This window comes from Actinophytocola sp. NPDC049390, assembly GCF_044466355.1.
Taxonomy (GTDB): Bacteria; Actinomycetota; Actinomycetes; order Mycobacteriales; family Pseudonocardiaceae; genus Actinophytocola.
The window spans coordinates 1-19,496 of the sequence record NZ_JBITMQ010000003.1; the positions used below are offsets into that span (position 1 = coordinate 1).

Here is a 19,496-nt window from a genome sequence, read left to right on the forward strand (position 1 = left end):
GACCCACAGACCCAAGACGAGTGCCCTATGAAACCTAGGCCAACCGTCAACCATCACCTGGGATCGAACCGTCAAGCATCAGGTGGGACTAGACAACAGGCCAGACGGTGGCAAACCATGGCCGGACCGTTGCGGGTAGCACGCCGGGAGTCGTCGTGGACAATGAGCACGTGGATGCCTACACCACCGGACGTGCTCGGCTCGTTGAGCTGATCGAGTCGGCGCGCCCAGGAGTTCGCAATGAAGACACGACAAGGTTTCAGATCATCGACCAACTGCTTCTTTCGGTGTTGGGCTGGCAGCCGGAGGATATAGAGACCGAGTCGTACGAGGCGGGCGATTATGTTGACTACGCTATAGGGAAGCCAGCGACTCGAGCGATACTGGAAGCAAAACGCGAAGGCATCCACTTTGATTTCCCTGCGGGATCTGAGCAGAGTGAAAGTTGTGCCGTTAAGTCGCTAGTTGTGGTTGAATCGACCAAGCGCGCAGTAGAGCAGGTAATTCGATACTGTCAGACCAGGGGTGTCCCCGTAGCTATCCTGTGCAATGGAGCCCAGTTCATTGCATTTCTGGCTTCGAGGCAGGATGGAATATCGCCACTCGAAGGAAAGGCTGTTCTCTTCCACTCTCTCGAAGATATTCGTGACCGCTTCAGAGAGTTTTGGGATTTCTTTTCAAAAGATGGATTCGCGTTGTCGAACCTACAGCGTTTCCTGGCAAGTAAGCAATCGCGCAAGCTGCCGCCGGAGAAGTTGAGTCAAAGGATTTTGAACTACCCAGGATTTCGATCGCGGACTGGGCACGAGACCGATTTGAAGATCCTGGGCGAACTCTTCTTGCAAGATCTGCAGAACGAACGAGAGGTTAGTGACGAGTTCCTTCGCGATTGCTACACCCCAGCAGGCGCATTGCCGCAGTATGCGGCTGTAAGCAAAGAAATACTGCGGACTCGATACGAAGCATTGAAGTCGCACGTGAGTAGTACGGAGTCCGTCTATCAGCGAACTGGTGTTTCGGCTGTCCTCCGCGCGGACACAATCGCGGCAACATTATCTAGCAAGCCAGTTGTTTTGCTTGGAGACGTGGGCGTCGGCAAGACCATCTTCATTCGGCATCTTATTAGAATTGAAGCCGCGGAGATGTTGGACGACGCTATTGTTTTGTATGTTGACTTCGGGCGCGAGCCGACCTTTGCTGCCGGACTGGATCACTATGTCACGCAAAGGCTATTGGCACAGCTACGTGACGTCTATGAACTCGACTTATTTGAGAATAGATTAGTAAGGGCTGTCTACAATAGTGAGATAAACCGTTTCAAGCGTTCGCCGTCAGGTGTCCTCGCGGAGGACGATCCGCGGGAATTTCGTCGTCGTGAGCTAGACATGCTCGATGCACTCATGAACGACAGTGCGGAGCATGTTAGACGGTGCCTGGAGCATCTTAGAGCTACAGCGAAGCGGTTGGTTGTAATAGTTCTGGATAATGTTGACCAGCGGCCCGTCGAGTTTCAGGAGGCTGTATTCCTGATAGCTCAATCGTTTGCTCAGACGTGGCCTGCCGCCGTTTTCCTAGCGCTCAGGCCGACGACGTTTTATGAGTCCAAATCGTCGGGCTCCCTTGCTGCATATCAACCCCGCGTCTTTACGGTTACGCCAGCACGAAGTGACGAAGTTATACAACGGCGACTCCGGCATGCCCGTAAGCAACTTGCCGACAAAGGCCGACTCGATTCATTCCCGTCGGAACTCCATCTTAATGCGCCAAATCTCGTCAAGTACTTAGACGTTCTGATCGACGCCTTCCAAGACAATGCTGCGATTAAGGAGCTCTTCGAAAATCTCAGTGGGGGAAATCTGCGCATTGCCCTCGATCTGCTTGGAACATTCGTTGGAAGTGGGTATGTCTCCACAGCAAGGATTTTGGACGCCGATCGGTACGATATTCCGATGCACGAAGTCATTCGGGCGATAACATTCGGCGAATTTGATTACTACGACCCATCGAAGAGTGTAGTCGCAAACTTGTTCGATATCACTTCTGATGACGGCAGGGAGCACTTCCTTCTCCCGTCGTTACTTGTGCGAGCACAGCGATCGGGTGAGACTGCGGGAAGAAGCGGATATATTGAAATCGCTGAACTGTATGATCATGGCATTTCCCTAGGTTTTGATCACGAGGTTGTCGGCCAGCATCTGGAACGGGCGTTTAGTAAGAGGTTGCTGGAGTCGAAAGGCTATGGTCCGGGTGCCCCGTGTCGGATAACGACCGTAGGTGCGTACATGCATAAAGAAATGGTTCATAAGTTCTCGTATGTAGACGCTATGGTGGTGGATACTCCAGTTGTGTCGCTGCCAGAAAGGGTTGAGATTCGAGTCGTCTGGGCGATCCTTGATCGGCTGGATCGAGCTGCCGCCTTCCGATCTTACCTTGATTCGCAATGGAAATTAGTGGATCGGCAATCTTGCGAATTCGATTGGTCCTATCATAGTTTGCAGTTGCTGAGAGAAATAACCTTTGCGAGGACGCGAGCCGAGCGTGCGGCTGCCAATTATGATCGGGAGACTTGATCGTATGCCTGAGGGTCGGCGATTGAGTTGGGCGCGGAGTCAAGCATCCCTACTTCTTAGGGGCGAGTTGCCGCGCCGTTGGGAGCATGTGCAAGGCGTTGCGGAACGAGCACGGCTTGTTGGACCGCTGTTTTGTCGCGCCGACAATGAATTGTTAGAGGCCGTCGCCTTGCTTCATGACGTTGGATATTCGCCGAGCATCGTAAAAACAGGATTCCACCCGCTGGATGGTGCGATATATCTGCGGGATGCGGGAGCGGAGCCTCGACTATGTGCGTTGGTTGCCCACCATTCGTGCGCCTACCGCGAGGCAGAATTGCGCGGCTTTTCCACGGATCTTGCCGAATGGCTTGATGAGAAAACCTCGCTACGAGACGCGTTGTGGTGGGCCGACATGACCACATCGCCAAATGGAATAGCAGTCTCGTTTGAGGAAAGAATTCGCGAGATCGAGGAACGCTACGGATCGCTGAATCTGGTGACGACCTTTATTCGGCAAGCTGAGTCCGAATTGCGTGAAGCTGTTAACCGTACGGAGGCGCGGTTGCGAGCCGCGGGGGCCTTCTACGAGTAGTACAGCTCGGCTCGCTCTTTGAGACCGTGGTTGATGCGCAGCCGGATCGTCGGGTGGATGTTCAGTTCGTCCAGGTCATCGGGGGTCACCCAGAGGACTTCCTTGCTCTCATCGCTCGTGCGCAGCTCGCCGCCGGTGGGGTCGGCTCGGAAGCAGATCGAGAACTCCTGTCGGACCTCGCCGTCGCTGAACTCGATCACGTGCTCGGGGTCGCTGTAGATGCCGATCAGGCCCGTGACCTCGACCGCGATGCCCGTCTCCTCCATGACCTCGCGTTTCACGGTCTGTGTCAGCGTCTCGCCCAACTCCAGCGCGCCGCCGGGGATGGCGTACAGGTCGTTGTCGGTACGGCGGATCATCAGGATGCGGCCGTTGGCGTCGCGAACGAACGCGGTCACGGCCACGACGATGCTGTTAGCCGCGGGAGCGTCAGGGCTGCGGTAGTGATCGATGCGGGCCATGATCCCTGCCTACCAGTTCGGCGGCTTCGCCGTGTTCCACACGTTGTCGAAGCTCTCCGAGAACGTCTCGAACAGGTCGCCACCCGACAGACGGCGTAGGTGGAGTAGCGGGGAATGCGCGGCCATGAATCCGTAGACGTGGGTGTTGACCAGCATGTCGTCATCAAAGCGGTAAATCGAGTTGTAGAGCGTCGTCCCGTGGCAGCGGATCGTCACGCCTGGCACACCGTCCAGCGGCTTGAAAAACACCAGTGCGTTGCGGACCTTCGCCGCGAGGATGCCCTTGCCTAGGCCCTCCTCATCGCTGCGGCGGGCTACCGCGCGGCTCGCCGGGTCGCCGAGCAGGAGGCGGATCTTGACCCCTGCCTCGGCCTTGGCGCGGAGCTTCTTGATCAGCGCCGGGTTGTCGGTGAGGAACATCCCCGAGTAGTTCAGCAGCTCGATGTGCGTCTCCGCGCCCTCGATCAGGTGCTCCCACATGTCGGCAGGCATGTCGTAGCGGTGCGGGTACAGCTTCACCAGCTCTGAGCTGGCGATCTCGGCCTTCCGCTCCGGGGCGATCGCGTCCGGCCACAGGTAGGTCTCGGACTCGCGGACCAGCGTCGCGATAGTGCGCCGGTGGCGTGGGTACGGAGTTCGGCCCTTGGTGATCCAGCGCTCGACGGTCTTCGGGTCGACGGCGGTCGCCTTGGCCACCCTCTCAAGGTCAAGACCGCTTCTAAGTAAGGCATCACGGAGTCGTTCGTTGGCCATATCGCCGCGTTTCCCCAGGTGGTGTGACGAGTAGGGACGTCTTCAAGGTAGCAGAGACGTCCTTAGAAGTCCCGCCGTGCGGTGTGTACGTCCTCCTTTTCGGACGAAATTGGTAGGTGCCCGGAACAGGCCGGGCGCTGAACCAGGAGGCAGACATGCCACTCATCCCGACGCGGTTCCCGGTCGAGTTCGGGGAGGTGTTCCCGTTCGGTGCGTTCGTGCTCGGCGTGGAACCGTCCATGGCGTTCTCGGCCGACCCTGCCGCGCCGAAGCAGCAGGAGCGGGACAAGGAGACCGGTCAGCTCGTGTGGACCGTTCGCGCTCTGGATGCGAACGAAGAGGCCGCGAAGTTCGGTGCGGAGTTCAAGGTCAAGATCTCCGCTGATCATCAGCCGGTGCCGCCCGCGAAGCTCGCTGGGTTCCCGTTCGCCCCGGTCGAGTTCGATGGGCTGACCATCACCCCGTACGCGAACAACAAGGGCCGCATCGCCCACAGCTTCCGTGCGTCGGGCCTGCGGGCTCCGGCTGGTGCCGGTCGTGGCAAGCCCGCGGCCGACAAGTCGGCGGCGTGAGCGCGGGGAGGGTCGAGGTGCGGGACATCGTCCACGTTCATGTGACGGCCGACCTGCCGATACGGACACAGGCCCTGCCGTTCGCCGACCGGGTGGAGATCCGGTTCGGCAAGGCGTTCCCGGTCGCGCTGATCGTGGACCGTCCCGCCCTCGCCCAACTCGGCGCCGCGATCGCCACCGGGCAGGCCGCCCTGGATGAGGCAGACCAGAAAGGGCGGGCTGAGTGATGGGCTTCAACATCTCGTGCTCGCCGGGTCGGGACGCCGCTGCGGGCTTCGTGCAGGTGACTCCGCAGTTACCCGCGCTCGTGCTCTACCTCGACCCGGTCAACCTCGCGATCCAGTTGCCGTCGTTCCCCGGCGGTGACGTGGTGCTTGCGAGGTTCTGTCGTGAGCTGGCTCGTGAGGCTGCAAGGCTGGCCGCGGAGATCGACCCGGACGGGGAACCCGCGCCGCCGGAGCGTAGGCCCCGTCACCTGCTGGTCACCGGTGACGATGGTGACTCGGGTGGTGGGTACTGATGGCACCGCAGCGGGTTGCGCCGTCGTCGCTGTTCGACGCGCATGAGGAGCTGTGGCGGCGCAGGCCCAGTCATGACGCGGCTCCTGCGGAGTGGATGGCGTTTCACCGGCGCAGTGCGGAGGTGTACGCGGCGGCGGCGAAGGTCGACGTGCCGAATCGGGGTGAGGCGTCGCAGTATGCGGCGTTCGCGATCCGTCGGGCTCGGGAGATCGAGCACCGGCTGGCCCTCACGCTCGACTGTGAAGCCTGATTGGCTGACTGCGGCAGGGATGGCGGATGTGATGGCTACAGACGTGCCGATGAGCGCCCCGCGCCTGGACGGTGTTGACGTGACCGACGAGGCCACGGCTGGCGTGATCGCGCGGGCGTTGGGTGAGGAGTTGCGCCGGGCCCGCGAGGCTCGGGGTTGGTCGCGGGCTCAGTTCGTGAAGGGCCTGCCGTCCCAGATCGGCGACCGCACCCTGTTGGCCTATGAACATGGGCTGCGCCAGATCACGATGCTGCGGCTGCTGGAGCTGGCTGAGGGGCTGGGGGTGCCTGCGTCGGTGCTCGTGGCTCAGGCGATGCAGCGCGCCCGTCTGTATCTACAGAACCTGGTGTTGCGAGTGGATCTGCGGCAGTTGCTCCAGGACAACAACATGAACTACCGGCCGTTGTCCTCCTGGGCGCGCAACCGGCTCAACCGTGCCCCGGGCGGCGTGATCGAGGTAACGCCGTCGGGAGTGTGGGAGCTGGCCGCCGTGCTTGGTCGCACACCGCAGGAACTGTCCGCCTACTTCGCCAAGTTCACCCCTGACGACGCGACCGAAGGGGAGGTGGAAGCCGTTCCCGCATAGGGGAAACGACAGGCTGGCATACACGCCAGCGACAGAAATCTGATCAGACCGTGCACATGTGTTGTGCGGCGATGTCGCGCGCCTTTGTTGCGTGGCAACGAATTCGTAAAGACGCAGAAGCGGAACGCCTGGCTACCAACCTGTTTCCGCTCCTGCGCTGCTCACCCGGAAGGCAAGCAATGACAAGGCTAGAACCAACCCCTGTCACGGCACCAGTAGGGGTCACCCGAATGCGCTGCACCCGATGCAAGCGCTTCGCCCGGCTGTTGCCCGGCGAGACCCTGTGCGGTCGCTGCTCCGGAACTCTTCCGCTGGACTTCGGGCGGGGTGGTCGGTGATGGTGCGTGAATCGCGCTGGGTTGACCCAGCTCCGTTGGAGGTGTCGCGGCCTCGGTTGCCGTGGTGGACGATGCTGCCCGGCTGGGTCAAGCTCGTTCTGTCTCCGGTTGCGGCCCTGGTGCTGCTGTGCTGGCTGGGCTACCAGCTCGGCCGGGTCGTCTACCGCTATCCGCTCTCCCTGATCCTGCTGGTTGTCGCGTGGTGGTCGTACTCGGGTCTGGGACCGTGGTGGTTCTGCGCGCTCCTGGCCCTCCTGCTCGGTCTGCTCGCTCTCTGGTGGTGGAAGCACCGGGCCTCCTTCGAACGATTCGCCGTGCCGCGCGTCCGAACGGAGTGCCGCCGGTTCTTCGTTTACGCCTGGGAGTGGCGCTCAGTCATGCGGCTCTCGGAGCTGACCAAAGACAAGCGCGGACGGGAGTACCGACCCAAGCTCGGGCGGGTTCGTGCCGAGGGCTGGCGTGACCTCGTGCGAGTGCGGATGGTCAAGGGCCAGGCCCCCGAGCAGTGGGAGCTACACGCCTCCGGGCTGGCGCACGCCTTCAACGCCGAGTCCTGCCGTATCCGGGTCCGCAAGCCCGGTCGTCTGGAACTGGACTTCATTCACTCCGACCCGCTCGCCCGCTCCATCCCTGTGCCCGAGTTGGCCGAGGAGTCCGTGGTGGACCTGCGGCGCGTCACCGTCGGACGGACCGAGACCGGCAGGCCGCTGCGCCTTCAGCTCCTCGGCACACACGTTCTGACCGTCGGCGTCTCCGGTGCAGGCAAGGGCTCCCTGTTGTGGTCGGTGGCCTGGGCGCTCGCTCCGGCGATCAAGGCCGGGCGGGTGAAGCTGTTCGGCATCGATCCCAAGGGCGGGATGGAACTCGGTCAGGCACCCGAGGTGTTCGAACGCGTTGTCTATGACAACGGGTCGCACGCGGTCACGTTGTTGGAGTGGTTGGCGCAGGAAGTGAAGCGTCGCGCCGAGTCCTACCGTGGTCGTCGTCGCATGTGGACCCCGGAGTCGGGTGATCCGTTCATCCTGCTCGTGGTTGACGAGCTGGCGGATGTGATCGCCTACCAGACCGACAAGAACCTTCGCGACCGTGCCACCCGCGCCGTGCAGGCCATCACATCACAGGGACGCGCTCCGGGCGTGTGCGTGCTGGGGCTGTTGCAGGACCCACGTAAGGAGATCATCGCCTTCCGCCACCTGTTCTCCACCCGCATCGCGATGCGGCTCGACGAACCGGCCCAGGTGGACATGGTGCTCGGCGACGGTGTGCGCAAACGGGGCGCTGCCGCGCATGAGATCCCGGAGAGCACGCCAGGTGTGGCGTGGGTGAAGGAGGACGGCAAGCGGGAACCATTGCGGGCACGGGTCTTCCACGTCACCGACGACCACCTGACCCAGCTCGTCGGCTACCTCACCGGTCGTTCGGCTCTGAGTACCTCGGCGGAAATCGTCGACTTCCCGACGGGTGTCGATCAGCAGCGTGGGGGTGCGGCATGACCAGCCCTGACACGATGCTGCGGTTGCTCGGGTCGATCCGCGAGCACCTCGCCACGCACGCACTGACGACTCCGCTCGCGTCGGTCACGGTCGCTGACAACCTGATCGACGGCGAACACGTCACCGTGCACCTGCGGACGTCGCCGCTGGCTGACCTTTCGTCGGCACTGCTGGCGTGGGTCGACACGCTCACGAAGGTCACCGTGACGGCGTGGCGGCCGTCGCACGGCGAGACCGTGCACCTCACCGTGACCGGCGCGCGGCACGACGCCACACGTGTCCTCGTGTATGGCGGCGTCGACTTCTCGGACGTGTTCAGAGACCTCCAGCCCGGTGGACGACACAGCGTCGCGCTCTCGGTGCTGCGGTCCTGGGCGGCCGGATCGGCGGAGGTGGCGGCATGACGCACCAGACCCGCGCCGAGCGGATGACGATGCCGCTCGCGATCGATGTCGTCACCGCGACCGCCGAGCAGCACGGTGTGTGCGTCCGTCCATTCACGATGGAGGTCGGCGACCTGGACACCGGCGAACTGCGGCACGTCGCCGTGCCCTGCGGGGCCACTGTGGAGTCGGTCTGCGGGCCATGTGCTCGGAAGGCTCGCGCGCTGCGGATCGCCCAGTGCCGCGAGGGGTGGCACCTGACGGAGGAACCGGACTTCACGCCGGAACCGCCGAGCGATGACCACACCGCGCTGTTGACGCTGCGGGCCGACTTGGTGAAGGCCTACCGGGACGCTGAGGACGCGGACGCCGATGATCTGCGGGACGAGATCCGTTCCGTGGATGAGGAGCTGCGCGGGCTCGGCATGCGAGGTCGGCTGCCGTCGCCGGAGCTGGAGACGCAGAAGGCCGCGCCGAAGCGGTCAACCAAGCGGCGGCAGGACGCTCCCGACCTGCCTCGACGACGGGTGGAGAGGCGAACTGTCGGCCGTGAGTTCGCAGGCCGGTTCCGACCCTCCATGTTCGTGACGCTCACCTGCGACAGCTACGGGCGGGTGCGTGACGATGGGACGCCGGTCGACGAGTCGACTTATGACTACCGCCGTGCCGCGCGGGACGCTGTGCACTTCGCGTCGCTGGTGGATCGGTGGTGGCAGAACCTCCGGCGCTGTGTCGGCTGGGACGTGCAGTACTTCGCGACCGTGGAGCCGCAGAAGCGGGTGGCTCCGCACCTGCATGCGGCGATCCGCGGTTCCATCCCGCATGAGGTCCTGCGGGCCGTCACCGCCGCTACCTACCTCCAGGTCTGGTGGCCTCGGCATGACGAGATGGTCTACGGCGGCGATCGTCTGCCGGTGTGGGACGGCGGGCAGTTCGTCGACCCGGATACCCGTGCGCCGCTCACGCCATGGCGGGATGCGCTCGAGGACGTGGCCGAGCCTGCGCACGTCGCCACCTTCGGACGGCAGGTGCACTCCAAGGGCATCCTCGGCGGCTCCGAGGAGGCCGGGCGGCACATCGGCTACCTGACCAAGTACCTCACGAAGTCGCTCGGGGAGGTCGTCGAGGCGAACACCGAGCGACAGCGGCGGCACCATGACCGGCTGCACGCCGAGCTGGAGGTCACGCCGTGTTCGCCCCGGTGTGCGGTCTGGCTGCTCTACGGCGTCCAACCGCTCGGAGTGAGCAGTAAGACAACGCCCGGTCACTGCAAGGGGCGGGCACACCGTCGCACCACTCTGGGCCTTCCCGGTCGACGCGTGCTGGTGTCGCGGAAGTGGTCGGGCAAGACGCTCGCCGACCACCGCGCCGACCGGCGGGCCTTCGTGCTCCAGGCCCTCGCCGACGTCGGGATCGAGAAACCTGCCCAGGAACCTCGACGGCTGGTCTGGCACAAGGTCCAGCCCGGTGACCCGCACGTCCCGCCGAGGGCTCACCTGCTCATGCACGCCATCGCCGAGCGGATCCGGTGGCGCGCTGAGTACGACAAGGCGTTACTCGCCGCTGGTGAGTCGCCTCCGGATGTTTCAGCAACTCGGGTAGCGGCGTGACCAGGGGGAGACGATGAAGGCCTTTCTGACGGTCGCTGAGGCGGCCGAGTACATGAACACGACGGTCCGGTTCGTTCGCCGGTTGATCGCCGAGCGGCGCATCCCGTTCCACAAGGTCGGCCGGTACGTCCGGCTGAAGGTGCAGGACGTGGAGGCATTCGTCGAGGCTGGCCGTGTCGAGGCGTTCGACCCGATGGCGGTCCGGCGGTACCTGCGGCGGGCGTCATGAGCGACAAGCGGCGGAGGTTCGGAAGAGTTCGGCAACTCTCGTCAGGCAGGTGGCAGGCGCGGTACCCGGGGCCTGATGGTCAGCTCCGTCCCGCTCCGCACACCTTCGAGCGGGAGAAGGACGCTGATCAGTGGCTGTCAGAGGTCGAGACCGACCTACGGCGGGGTGACTGGACGGACCCGGACGCCGGGAAGATCCCGCTCGGGCTCTACGCGAAAGCCTGGATCGAGGAGCGACCTGGCCTCGCGGTACGCACAAAGGAGCTGTACCAGGGGTTGCTGCGGAATCACATCGATCCGTACCTCGGTCACGTGGTGCTCTCCGACCTGTCACCGGCCAAGGTGCGGCGGTGGCGCAAGGAGAGGCTGGACGCTGAGGTCGGGTCGGTGACCGTCGCCAAGGCGTACCGCTTCCTCAAAGCGGTCATGAACACGGCGTGGCTCGACGACAAGATGATCAAGTCCAACCCGTGCACCATCAAGGGGGCGGGCAAGGAGGAGAGTCCGGAGCGACCCATCGCGACCATCGAGCAGGCGTTGACCGCTGCCGACAAGATCCAGCCGCGTTACCGCCTGGTCGTACTGCTCGCCACCTTCGCAAGCCTGCGGTTCGCCGAGATGATCGGGCTCCAACGGGGTGACTTCGACCTGGAGGACGGCGTGGTCCACGTCCGGCGGCAGGCGGTCCAGCCCGACCACGGGGACATCTTCGAGGACGATCCGAAGTCGGACGCGGGCAAGCGGCGGGTCGTGGTGCCGTCGTTCCTGCTGCCGGAGATCCGGGCGCACCTGAACAGGTACGTCAAGCCGGACGACACGGCCTGGGTGTTCGTCGGGCCGAAGGGTGCTCGGCCGACGCGGAACAACTTCCACACGGTCTGGGACAAGGCCCGCACGGCGGCGGGCATCCCGGGCCTGCACCTGCACGACCTGCGGCACACCGGCAACACCCTCGCGGCGGAGACAGGCGCGACGCTCCGCGAGCTGATGGACCGCATGGGCCACGCCAGTACCCGCGCGGCACTGATCTACCTGCACGCGAGGGACCAGAGAGGCAAGGTGATCGCCGCCGGTATCGACAGCATGGTCAAGCAGGCCAGGAAGCCCGCCAAGAAGGGCAGGAAGGGGCACGCGAGGGGCACGAACGAGTCGGGAGGCCACGTACGGGGGTCCGGGGGCGAAGCCCTCCGGGCGGGGCGCGGGGGTTGCACCCCCGAGGAAATGGCGAGTGACCAGGGCGAGCGCTCTCCGCGAGCAGGGGAGGCCCAGAACGAGCGGGTGACGGGAATCGAACCCGCATGACCAGCTTGGAAGGCTGGGGCTCTGCCATTGAGCTACACCCGCGTGCGCCGTGAAACGTGGCGGCGCGAGGACAGCCTAGCGTGCCGCGTTAAGCTGTGGCCGGTGTCCTCGGTGAGGGGCCGCCGGGATGTGGCGCAGCTTGGTAGCGCATCCGCTTTGGGAGCGGAGGGTCGCAGGTTCAAATCCTGTCATCCCGACCGTCGCGTGGCCGGCCTGCAGATGTGTCAGAGCAGCAGGTCGGCCCCGCTCGCCTCGCCTGGCCGTGAGTTCCATACACTCGCGAGAGCCCATACCGGTCAATCCAGCTACCCAGGAGATCACGTTGAAGAGCACCGTCGAGCACCTGAGCCCGACGCGGGTCCGGATCAACGTCGAGGTGCCGTTCGACGAGCTCAAGCCGAACTTCGACCGCGCGTACAAGAAGCTCGCCTCGCAGGTCCGCATCCCCGGCTTCCGTCCCGGCAAGGCGCCCGCCCGGGTCATCGAGTCCCGTATCGGCCGTGCGCCGATCCTCGACGAGGTCGTCAACGAGGCCATTCCGGCCAAGTACATGGAGGCGATCACGGAGGGCGAGGTCCGCACGCTGGGCCAGCCGAACATCGAGGTCACGAAGCTGGAGGACGGCGACCACATCGCGTTCACGGCCGAGGTGGACATCCGCCCGGAGATCACGGTCCCGGCGTTCGGTGAGCTGTCGGTGTCGGTGGACGACCTGGAGCTGGCCGACGACGAGGTGAACGAGCAGCTGGACGAGCTGCGCGCCCGGTTCGGCACGCTGACGGGTGTCGAGCGCGCCGCGGAGAACGGTGACTTCGTCTCGATCGACCTGTCGGCCACGGTCGACGGGCAGGAGGTCGAGGAGGCCAAGACCAGCGGCCTGTCCTACGAGGTCGGCTCGGGCGAGATGATCGAGGGCATCGACGAGGCGATCATCGGCACGTCGGCGGGTGAGTCGGCGACGTTCACGACGAAGCTGGTGGCCGGCGACTTCGCGGGCCAGGACGCCGAGGTCACCGTGACGGTGAACACGGTGAAGGTGCGTGAGCTGCCCGAGCCGGACGACGAGTTCGCCCAGCTGGCGTCGGAGTTCGACACGATCGACGAGCTGAAGACCGACCTGCGTGAGCGCCTGACTCGCGTCAAGAAGATGCAGCAGGGCGTCCAGGCCCGGGACAAGGTCCTGGAGGCGTTGCTCGAGGTCACCGAGGTGCCGCTGCCGGAGAAGGTCGTCGAGTCCGAGGTCGAGGTCCGCAAGCACGACGCGGTCCACGCCTTCGACCACGACGAGGCCAAGTTCGAGGAGTTCCTCACCTCGCAGGGGCAGACCCTGGAGCAGTTCAACACCGACGTGCAGGAAGAGGCCGAGAAGGCCGTCAAGACCCAGCTGGTCCTGGACTCGATCGCGGACGCCGAGAACGTGAGCGTCGACGACAACGAGCTGACCGAGCGGATCATCTACCAGGCGCAGCGCTTCGGCATCAGCCCGGACGAGTACGTGCAGCGTGCGCAGCAGTCCGGCCAGCTCGGCGCCATCTTCGCGGACGTGCGCCGGGGCAAGGCGCTGGCGTCGGTCGTGCGCATGGCGACGGTCACGGACGCGAGCGGCAACACCGTGGACCTCGAGGAGCTGTTCGGTCCTCGGGAGGCCGCGGCCGAGGCGGCGCCGGTGGAGCAGGCGGCTGACGCACCGGTCGAGGACGCAGACGCCAAGTGACGCTCTGAGCGAACTCGGGCGGTGTCGGGCATTCGATGCCGCCCACCTTCGTTAATGTCGGACGTGACACCAGATCAACCTCGCAACCAGAGCGGAGAAGGCAGGCAGACGTGACGCATCCACGGCAGACGCCCGACATGCGGTCGGGCACCGCAGGGCTCACCCTGAACGACTCGGTGTACGAGCGGCTGCTCCGTGAGCGCATCGTGTTCCTCGGTTCCGAGGTCGACGACGAGATCGCCAACCGGATCACGGCGCAGCTGCTGCTGCTCGCTGCCGAGGACGCCGAGAAGGACATCGTCTTCTACATCAACTCGCCGGGCGGTTCCGTCTCGGCGGGCATGGCGATCTACGACACGATGATGCTCATCGAGCCGGACGTCCAGACCTGGGCGATGGGCATGGCGGCCTCCATGGGCCAGTTCCTGCTCAGCGCGGGTACGCCCGGCAAGCGCTACGCCCTGCCACACGCGCGGATCATGATGCACCAGCCGTCGGGTGGTGTCGGCGGTACGGCCTCCGACATCGCGATCCGGGCCGAGGTGCTCAACAAGTGGAAGCGTGAGATGGCGGAGCTCACCGCGGAGCAGACCGGCCAGACCGTGGACCAGATCACCCAGGACGCCGACCGTGACCGGTGGTTCACGGCCGAGGAAGCCCGCCAGTACGGCTTCGTCGACCAGGTGGTCACCCGCGCGAGCCAGACCCCCAACGGCAGCCGCAGCTGACGCCGGGTCACGAGACCTAGGAGAATGACACCGTGAGCAACCCTTACGCTCCGCAGTCCCGTTACGTGCTGCCGTCCTTCGTCGAGCGCACGAGCTACGGGGTCAAGGAGTCGAACCCGTACAACAAGCTGTTCGAAGAGCGGATCATCTTCGTCGGCGTGCAGATCGACGACGCGTCGGCCAACGACGTGATGGCGCAGCTGCTGTACCTGGAGTCGGTCGACCCCGACCGCGACATCACCATGTACATCAACTCGCCCGGTGGCTCGTTCACGTCGCTGATGGCGATCTACGACACCATGCAGTTCGCCCGGCCCGACGTGCAGACCTTCTGCCTCGGCCAGGCCGCCTCCGCGGCCGCGGTGCTGCTGGCGGCGGGCACCCCCGGCAAGCGTTTCGCGCTGCCGAACGCCCGCGTGCTGATCCACCAGCCGGCCATGGAGGGCGTCTACGGGCAGGTCTCCGACCTGGAGATCCAGGCCAACGAAATCCAGCGCGTGCGTCGTCTCATGGAGGAGACGCTGGCCCGGCACACCAACCGGGACGCGGACCAGATCCGCAAGGACATCGAGCGCGACAAGATTCTGACGGCCGAGGAGGCCAAGGCGTACGGCATCGTCGACGACGTGCTTCCGTACCGGAAGCTGTCGGCGAACCGGCCCTGATCCGGTCGCGGGTGGCTCCGGACCGTGTTTCCGGGGCCACCTGATCGGCCGAATCCGACAACTCGGCGGTCAGGTTCTCCCATTGAGTGGGGGTTGGCAGGTACCGTCGAGGGCAACAGGCACCACCGGGCCTGGAGCGGAGTGCGCGACACTTGGACTCCAAGCCCGTAACAGGCCACAGATCCAGGCTCGTTTCCCGGAGCGGGCCGGAGGGGACAGAGGTCAGCGGTCATGGCGCGTATCGGCGACGGCGGAGACCTGCTGAAGTGCTCTTTCTGCGGGAAGAGCCAGAAGCAGGTGAAGAAACTCATCGCCGGCCCCGGCGTGTACATCTGCGACGAGTGCATCGACCTCTGCAACGAGATCATCGAGGAGGAGCTGGCCGAGGCCGGCGACGTCAAGCTCGACGAGCTGCCCAAGCCCGCCGAGATCGACGAGTTCCTCGACCAGTACGTGATCGGCCAGGACGAGGCCAAGCGCACGCTGGCCGTGGCCGTCTACAACCACTACAAGCGCATCCAGGCCGGTGACCGTGCCCGGCCGGAGGGGCGTGAGGGCCGCGAGTCCCGCGAGGAGACCGTCGAGCTCACCAAGTCGAACATCCTGCTGCTCGGCCCGACGGGCTGCGGCAAGACGTACCTGGCGCAGACGCTCGCGAAGCTGCTGAACGTGCCGTTCGCCATCGCCGACGCGACCGCGCTGACCGAGGCGGGCTACGTCGGTGAGGACGTCGAGAACATCCTCCTGAAGCTGATCCAGGCCGCCGACTACGACGTGAAGCGCGCCGAGACCGGCATCATCTACATCGACGAGGTCGACAAGATCGCCCGCAAGTCCGAGAACCCGTCCATCACCAGGGACGTCTCGGGCGAGGGTGTGCAGCAGGCGCTGCTGAAGATCCTGGAGGGCACGACCGCGTCGGTGCCGCCGCAGGGTGGTCGCAAGCATCCGCACCAGGAGTTCATCCAGATCGACACCACGAACGTGCTGTTCATCGTGGCGGGCGCGTTCGCGGGGCTGGAGAAGATCATCCAGGACCGCGTCGGCAAGCGCGGCCTCGGTTTCGGCGCCGAGATCCGGTCGAAGGCGGAGATCGACACCGCCGACTTCTTCGCCGACACCATGCCGGAGGACCTGATCAAGTTCGGCCTGATCCCCGAGTTCATCGGGCGTCTGCCGGTCGTGGCCTCCGTGACGAACCTCGACAAGGCGTCGCTGGTGCAGATCCTCACCACGCCCCGCAACGCACTGTCGAAGCAGTACCAGAAGCTGTTCGAGATGGACGGCGTCGAGTTGGAGTTCACCGACGCCGCGCTCGAGGCCATCGCTGACCAGGCGATTCTCCGTGGCACCGGCGCCCGTGGGCTCCGGGCCATCATGGAGGAGGTCCTCCAGCCGGTCATGTACGACATTCCGTCGCGGTCGGACGTCGCCAAGGTGGTCATCACCGAGCAGACGGTGCGCGAGAACGTGAACCCGACGATCGTGGCCCGGCAGCCGTCGCGCCGGGAGCGTCGCGAGAAGTCGGCCTGATCGTTCGCTGAGCTTGGCCCGAGGGGCGTGGGTGACCACGCCCCTCGTCGCTGTTCAGGGCCCGGTTACGAACGGGTCGGCGGCCCTGCGGAACGACTCCGGCTGTTCCACCCACGGGTAGTGGCCGCAGTCGTCGATCACGACGGCCTCACCGTGGGGGAAGAGCCCCGCCGCCGCGAGCACCGGGGCCAGGCCCGTGGCCGCGTCCTCGGCGCCCGCGATGACCCGGACCTTCGCCGTCACCGTGGCCAGCCGGTCCCGCAGGTCGTCCGGTGGGGCGACGCTCAGGAACGCCTGGACCGTGGACCGCAGCGTGTGACCGATCTTCGCGTGCGCCTGCTCCTTCTCGGTCCACGCCGCGTACGTGGCCGGGGCGGTCAGCGCCTGCCACGCCTCGAAGGTCTCCTGCGTGGAGTCCCGCGGGCCTTCTCGCATGGCCGCCATCGCGGTGTCGAAGACGGGGTCCCCGACGCGGTGGGCGGTGATCTCCTCCACGTCCGACGGGGTGTCGGTCAGGTACGCCACCGGCGGGGTGATCAGCAGCATGCTCGCCACTCGGTCCGGGTACTGGGCGGCGTACGCGATCGCGGCTCGCGTGCCCGCCGAGTGGGCCACCAGGGCGAGCTTTTCGAGGCCCAAGTGGGCGCGCAGGGCTTCCAGGTCGTGCGCCTGGTGCCAGTACGAGCCGGCCTCCGTCGTCGGCGCGGCCGGGGTGTTGCCCGCGCCTCGGAAGTGGACGGTCACGCGGTGGCCCGGCAGGCCGGCCAGATCGCCGAGGTAGTCCGGGTGCCTGCCCGCGCCTCCCGGCAGGACGACCAGGGTCCTGCCCTCGCCTGCCTCGTCGACATGGAGCTTCGTTCCGTCCGCGGCAAGGAAAGCAGGCACACCACACCCTAACGGTGCGAGGATGGCCGCATGCCGTACGTTCTGCTGCTCCACGGGCACATGGGCGCCGCGCCCCCGCACTGGCAGAGCTGGCTCGCCCACGAACTCGCGGAGACGGGGATCGTGGTCGAGGTGCCCCAGCTGTCCGAGCCGGACCGGCCCCGGCTGGACCTCTGGCTCGCCGAACTGCGGCACCACCTGGAGGCCGCGCCCGCCGACGAGGAGCGGATCGTGCTCGCGCACTCCTGCGGCGCCGCTCTGTGGCTGCACCACGCCGCCCAGCTCGTCGACTCCGACCGCCACCCGCTGCGGTTCGACCGGGTCATGCTGGTGTCGCCGCCCGGACCGCGCTGGCACCACCCCGACGTGCACGGGTTCACGCCCGCGCCGCTCGACGCGGCGGGCCTGCGGCGCGCGGCGGGGTGGACGCAGCTGGTGGTCGGGGACGACGACGAGGCGTGCTCGGTCGACGAGGCGGTCGACATGGCGGCCGAGCTGAAGATCGACCTCGACATCATCCCCGGCGGTGCTCACCTGGACGGGCACGCGGGCTACGGGCCGTGGCCCGCTGTGCGGGACTGGGTCGCCGACCGGCACACCAGGATGGTCACGAACCGGTGATGCGCTCCGCGTGCGTGTAGACGTTCATGCTGGTGCCGCGCAGGAAACCGATCAGCGTGATGCCCTGTTCGTCCGCCAGCTCCGCGGCCAGTGACGACGGCGCGGACACCGCCGCCAGGATCGGGATGCCCGCCATGGCGGCCTTCTGCACCAGCTCGAAGCTCGCCCTGCCCGACACCATCAGCACCGAGCCACCGACCGGTACGTGGCCGTTCATGAGCGCCCACCCGGTCGCCTTGTCGACCGCGTTGTGGCGGCCGACGTCCTCCCGGACCACCAGCAGGTCGCCGTCGGTGGTGAAGAGGCCCGCCGCGTGCAGGCCGCCCGTCGACTCGAACACCTTCTGCTGCGCACGCAGCCTGTCGGGGAACGTCACCAGCGTCTCCGGAGCCACCCGGCGCTCGTCCGCGGCGGGGGAGAACCGGGTCTTCAGCTTCACCGCGTCCAGTGCGGCCTTGCCGCACACCCCGCACGACGACGTCGTGTAGAACGTGCGTGCCACGCCGGTGTCCGGCGGTTCGACGCCCGGTGCGAGGGCCACGTCGAGCACGTTGTACGTGTTGCGGCCCTGGTCGTCGACGCCGTCGCAGTAGCGCGCGGTGCTGATGTCCCGCGCGTCGCCGATCACGCCTTCGGTGAGGAGGAAGCCGTGGGCCAGCTCCACGTCGTGGCCGGGGGTGCGCATCGTGACCGCGAGTGCCGTGCCGTTGACCCGCAACTCGAGTGGCTCCTCGGCCGCGAGTGCGTCCTGACGCCGCCTGCTGCCGTCCTCGGACAGCCGCAGGACCGGGCGCCGCACGGTGACTCGTCCCACACGCACAGCCTACCGTCGGGCATAACAAGAAACCTTTAGAAAGAAGTCTTGCTAAACAAGCCTTTAGCAAGATACCTTGTTAAGCATGGAGGAGCAGCGCAAGATCACCGATCCCAAGGCGCTCCGAGCGCTCGCCCACCCCGTGCGGTGGAAGCTGCTGGAGATCATCGGACGGGAGGGGACCGCCACCGCGACCCAGTGCGCCCAGGAGACCGGCGAGAGCGTCGCCAACTGCTCGTACCACCTCAACCTGCTCGCCAAGTACCGGTACGTGGAGAAGGCGGAGGGCGGGCAAGGCCGGGAGAAGCCCTGGCGGCTGTTGAGCCAGAGTCAGAGCATCAGCAGCATCGGAATGGACGCTGATGGCGTGCTCGCGGTTCAGGCCGCCTCTGGCGCCTTCCTGGATCACGCGCTCACCCAGATCAGGGAACGTCACCTGACCTCCCATCTCGAGTCGGAGGAGTGGGGCGAGGTCATCGGGGTCGACAACGCCAACGAGTTCATGACCGTCGACGAGGTCGTGGAGGTCCACCGGGTGGTGCGCGCACTCATGGACAAGTACAAGGAGCGGCGCACCAGGCCCGAACTGCGCCCGGAAGGTGCGCGTGCCGTGAACCTCTTCTTCTCGGTCACGGTCGCGCCGCAGAAGGACTGAACACCACTGAACCAGCCGTCGTGCGGCGACGGCTCTCTTCAACCTGCCCGGAAACGGAGATTGTCATGGATGTCTTCAGCGCCAGAGCACTCGTCGAAGCACGGCACGCGGACCTCGTCCGGGACGCCGACGAGTCCCGGCTCGCCAGGGCCGCTCGCGAGTCGCGCGACGAGCCGAAGCCCGCGCCCCGGCCCGCGCCCCGGGCGGTTCGGGCTCGCAGGCTCGGCGTTGCCCGGTAGC

General features: G+C 65.6%; 23 protein-coding genes and 2 tRNA genes. 20 read left to right on the forward strand and 5 right to left on the reverse strand.

Features of this window, described 5'->3' with window-relative positions:
• The first annotated feature begins 155 nt into the window (after positions 1 to 155).
• Together ACIBVP_RS10925 and ACIBVP_RS10930 are read left to right on the forward strand one after the other, a co-directional pair.
• Positions 156 to 2,570: a hypothetical protein gene (locus tag ACIBVP_RS10925; protein ID WP_396105873.1), complete on the forward strand. Its 2,415-nt coding sequence runs from the start codon at positions 156 to 158 to the stop codon at positions 2,568 to 2,570.
• Positions 2,571 to 2,658: 88 nt separating this feature from the next.
• Complete coding sequence (locus ACIBVP_RS10930; protein ID WP_396105874.1) at positions 2,659 to 3,144, forward strand: HD domain-containing protein; 486 nt, start codon at positions 2,659 to 2,661, stop codon at positions 3,142 to 3,144.
• Here the strand turns inward: ACIBVP_RS10930 and ACIBVP_RS10935 are convergent.
• Together ACIBVP_RS10935 and ACIBVP_RS10940 are read right to left on the reverse strand one after the other, a co-directional pair.
• A complete protein-coding gene (locus ACIBVP_RS10935) occupies positions 3,135 to 3,605 on the reverse strand; it encodes an NUDIX hydrolase (RefSeq protein ID WP_396105875.1) in 471 nt (156 codons plus the stop codon). The two genes, ACIBVP_RS10930 and ACIBVP_RS10935, sit on opposite strands and share 10 nt — an antisense overlap.
• 9 nt (positions 3,606 to 3,614) lie before the next feature.
• Positions 3,615 to 4,358, reverse strand: coding sequence for a DUF5919 domain-containing protein (locus tag ACIBVP_RS10940; protein WP_396105876.1), 744 nt, complete (start codon positions 4,356 to 4,358; stop codon positions 3,615 to 3,617).
• A gap of 155 nt (positions 4,359 to 4,513) precedes the next feature.
• Between ACIBVP_RS10940 and ACIBVP_RS10945 the strand changes: the two genes are divergently transcribed.
• From ACIBVP_RS10945 to ACIBVP_RS10990, 10 genes are all read left to right on the forward strand, one after another.
• Positions 4,514 to 4,930, forward strand: coding sequence for a plasmid replication, integration and excision activator (locus ACIBVP_RS10945; RefSeq protein WP_396105877.1), 417 nt, complete (start codon positions 4,514 to 4,516; stop codon positions 4,928 to 4,930).
• A gap of 17 nt (positions 4,931 to 4,947) precedes the next feature.
• Complete coding sequence (locus ACIBVP_RS10950) at positions 4,948 to 5,157, forward strand: hypothetical protein (RefSeq protein WP_396105878.1); 210 nt, start codon at positions 4,948 to 4,950, stop codon at positions 5,155 to 5,157.
• The gene (locus ACIBVP_RS10955) at positions 5,154 to 5,450 is read left to right on the forward strand and encodes a hypothetical protein (RefSeq protein ID WP_396105879.1); all 297 of its coding nucleotides are present in this window, start codon (positions 5,154 to 5,156) and stop codon (positions 5,448 to 5,450) included. The genes ACIBVP_RS10950 and ACIBVP_RS10955 overlap by 4 nt, the downstream gene beginning before the upstream one ends.
• Positions 5,450 to 5,701 (forward strand): AMED_5909 family protein, encoded by a 252-nt coding sequence (locus ACIBVP_RS10960; RefSeq protein WP_396105880.1) that lies wholly within the window; start codon positions 5,450 to 5,452, stop codon positions 5,699 to 5,701. Before ACIBVP_RS10955 ends, ACIBVP_RS10960 begins: the two co-directional genes overlap by 1 nt.
• Before the next feature lie 79 nt (positions 5,702 to 5,780).
• A complete protein-coding gene (locus ACIBVP_RS10965; RefSeq protein WP_396105881.1) occupies positions 5,781 to 6,287 on the forward strand; it encodes a helix-turn-helix domain-containing protein in 507 nt (168 codons plus the stop codon).
• Positions 6,288 to 6,696: 409 nt separating this feature from the next.
• Positions 6,697 to 8,118, forward strand: a complete 1,422-nt coding sequence (locus ACIBVP_RS10970) for an FtsK/SpoIIIE domain-containing protein (protein ID WP_396105882.1) — start codon at positions 6,697 to 6,699, stop codon at positions 8,116 to 8,118.
• Positions 8,115 to 8,522 (forward strand): hypothetical protein, encoded by a 408-nt coding sequence (locus ACIBVP_RS10975; protein ID WP_396105883.1) that lies wholly within the window; start codon positions 8,115 to 8,117, stop codon positions 8,520 to 8,522. The genes ACIBVP_RS10970 and ACIBVP_RS10975 overlap by 4 nt, the downstream gene beginning before the upstream one ends.
• A complete protein-coding gene (locus ACIBVP_RS10980; protein ID WP_396105884.1) occupies positions 8,519 to 10,111 on the forward strand; it encodes a replication initiator in 1,593 nt (530 codons plus the stop codon). Before ACIBVP_RS10975 ends, ACIBVP_RS10980 begins: the two co-directional genes overlap by 4 nt.
• Before the next feature lie 13 nt (positions 10,112 to 10,124).
• Complete coding sequence (locus ACIBVP_RS10985; protein ID WP_396105885.1) at positions 10,125 to 10,340, forward strand: helix-turn-helix domain-containing protein; 216 nt, start codon at positions 10,125 to 10,127, stop codon at positions 10,338 to 10,340.
• Positions 10,337 to 11,641, forward strand: coding sequence for a tyrosine-type recombinase/integrase (locus tag ACIBVP_RS10990; protein ID WP_396105886.1), 1,305 nt, complete (start codon positions 10,337 to 10,339; stop codon positions 11,639 to 11,641). Before ACIBVP_RS10985 ends, ACIBVP_RS10990 begins: the two co-directional genes overlap by 4 nt.
• Here the strand turns inward: ACIBVP_RS10990 and ACIBVP_RS10995 are convergent.
• Positions 11,613 to 11,683, reverse strand: a tRNA-Gly gene (locus ACIBVP_RS10995). The genes ACIBVP_RS10990 and ACIBVP_RS10995 overlap by 29 nt on opposite strands.
• Positions 11,684 to 11,764: 81 nt before the next feature.
• On the opposite strand from ACIBVP_RS10995, the gene ACIBVP_RS11000 reads away from it, so the two are divergent.
• The 5 genes from ACIBVP_RS11000 (at position 11,765) to clpX (ending at position 16,281) form a co-directional block, all read left to right on the forward strand.
• Positions 11,765 to 11,838 (forward strand) — tRNA-Pro (locus ACIBVP_RS11000).
• A 125-nt stretch (positions 11,839 to 11,963) separates the two neighbouring features.
• Entirely contained in the window at positions 11,964 to 13,355 is a 1,392-nt protein-coding gene (gene tig / locus ACIBVP_RS11005; protein WP_396105887.1) for a trigger factor, read from the forward strand.
• A gap of 110 nt (positions 13,356 to 13,465) precedes the next feature.
• Positions 13,466 to 14,083 (forward strand): ATP-dependent Clp protease proteolytic subunit, encoded by a 618-nt coding sequence (locus tag ACIBVP_RS11010; protein ID WP_396105888.1) that lies wholly within the window; start codon positions 13,466 to 13,468, stop codon positions 14,081 to 14,083.
• Between the two features lie 32 nt (positions 14,084 to 14,115).
• A complete protein-coding gene (locus ACIBVP_RS11015) occupies positions 14,116 to 14,748 on the forward strand; it encodes an ATP-dependent Clp protease proteolytic subunit (RefSeq protein WP_396105889.1) in 633 nt (210 codons plus the stop codon).
• A 231-nt stretch (positions 14,749 to 14,979) separates the two neighbouring features.
• Positions 14,980 to 16,281 carry an ATP-dependent Clp protease ATP-binding subunit ClpX gene (gene clpX, locus ACIBVP_RS11020; protein WP_396105890.1) on the forward strand — a complete coding sequence of 434 codons (1,302 nt, stop codon included), beginning with the start codon at positions 14,980 to 14,982 and terminating at the stop codon, positions 16,279 to 16,281.
• Between the two features lie 54 nt (positions 16,282 to 16,335).
• Here the strand turns inward: clpX and ACIBVP_RS11025 are convergent, their stop codons facing one another.
• On the reverse strand, positions 16,336 to 17,166 hold the full coding sequence (locus ACIBVP_RS11025) for an alpha/beta fold hydrolase (protein ID WP_396105891.1): 831 nt from the start codon (positions 17,164 to 17,166) through the stop codon (positions 16,336 to 16,338).
• A 30-nt stretch (positions 17,167 to 17,196) separates the two neighbouring features.
• Here ACIBVP_RS11025 and ACIBVP_RS11030 point away from each other — a divergent pair, with 30 nt between their 5' ends.
• Positions 17,197 to 17,787 (forward strand): RBBP9/YdeN family alpha/beta hydrolase, encoded by a 591-nt coding sequence (locus ACIBVP_RS11030; protein WP_396105892.1) that lies wholly within the window; start codon positions 17,197 to 17,199, stop codon positions 17,785 to 17,787.
• Here ACIBVP_RS11030 and fdhD read toward each other — a convergent pair.
• Complete coding sequence (gene fdhD, locus ACIBVP_RS11035; protein WP_396105893.1) at positions 17,774 to 18,601, reverse strand: formate dehydrogenase accessory sulfurtransferase FdhD; 828 nt, start codon at positions 18,599 to 18,601, stop codon at positions 17,774 to 17,776. The genes ACIBVP_RS11030 and fdhD overlap by 14 nt on opposite strands.
• An 85-nt stretch (positions 18,602 to 18,686) precedes the next feature.
• On the opposite strand from fdhD, the gene ACIBVP_RS11040 reads away from it, so the two are divergent.
• A complete protein-coding gene (locus tag ACIBVP_RS11040; RefSeq protein WP_396105894.1) occupies positions 18,687 to 19,256 on the forward strand; it encodes a helix-turn-helix domain-containing protein in 570 nt (189 codons plus the stop codon).
• A gap of 65 nt (positions 19,257 to 19,321) precedes the next feature.
• Entirely contained in the window at positions 19,322 to 19,495 is a 174-nt protein-coding gene (locus ACIBVP_RS11045) for a hypothetical protein (RefSeq protein WP_396105895.1), read from the forward strand.
• Position 19,496 lies beyond the last annotated feature (1 nt).

Excerpts from the sequence above, each read along its gene's own strand:
- ACIBVP_RS11040 (WP_396105894.1), top strand. The coding sequence starts at position 18,687 with ATGGAGGAGCAGCGCAAGATCACCGATCCCAAGGCGCTCCGAGCGCTC.
- ACIBVP_RS10960 (WP_396105880.1), top strand. The coding sequence starts at position 5,450 with ATGGCACCGCAGCGGGTTGCGCCGTCGTCGCTGTTCGACGCGCATGAG.
- ACIBVP_RS10935 (WP_396105875.1), bottom strand. The coding sequence starts at position 3,605 with ATGGCCCGCATCGATCACTACCGCAGCCCTGACGCTCCCGCGGCTAAC.
- ACIBVP_RS10990 (WP_396105886.1), top strand. The coding sequence starts at position 10,337 with ATGAGCGACAAGCGGCGGAGGTTCGGAAGAGTTCGGCAACTCTCGTCA.
- ACIBVP_RS10985 (WP_396105885.1), top strand. The coding sequence starts at position 10,125 with ATGAAGGCCTTTCTGACGGTCGCTGAGGCGGCCGAGTACATGAACACG.
- ACIBVP_RS10940 (WP_396105876.1), bottom strand. The coding sequence starts at position 4,358 with ATGGCCAACGAACGACTCCGTGATGCCTTACTTAGAAGCGGTCTTGAC.
- ACIBVP_RS10975 (WP_396105883.1), top strand. The coding sequence starts at position 8,115 with ATGACCAGCCCTGACACGATGCTGCGGTTGCTCGGGTCGATCCGCGAG.
- ACIBVP_RS11045 (WP_396105895.1), top strand. The coding sequence starts at position 19,322 with ATGGATGTCTTCAGCGCCAGAGCACTCGTCGAAGCACGGCACGCGGAC.
- ACIBVP_RS10970 (WP_396105882.1), top strand. The coding sequence starts at position 6,697 with ATGCTGCCCGGCTGGGTCAAGCTCGTTCTGTCTCCGGTTGCGGCCCTG.
- ACIBVP_RS10945 (WP_396105877.1), top strand. The coding sequence starts at position 4,514 with ATGCCACTCATCCCGACGCGGTTCCCGGTCGAGTTCGGGGAGGTGTTC.
- ACIBVP_RS10980 (WP_396105884.1), top strand. The coding sequence starts at position 8,519 with ATGACGCACCAGACCCGCGCCGAGCGGATGACGATGCCGCTCGCGATC.
- clpX (WP_396105890.1), top strand. The coding sequence starts at position 14,980 with ATGGCGCGTATCGGCGACGGCGGAGACCTGCTGAAGTGCTCTTTCTGC.
- ACIBVP_RS11030 (WP_396105892.1), top strand. The coding sequence starts at position 17,197 with ATGCCGTACGTTCTGCTGCTCCACGGGCACATGGGCGCCGCGCCCCCG.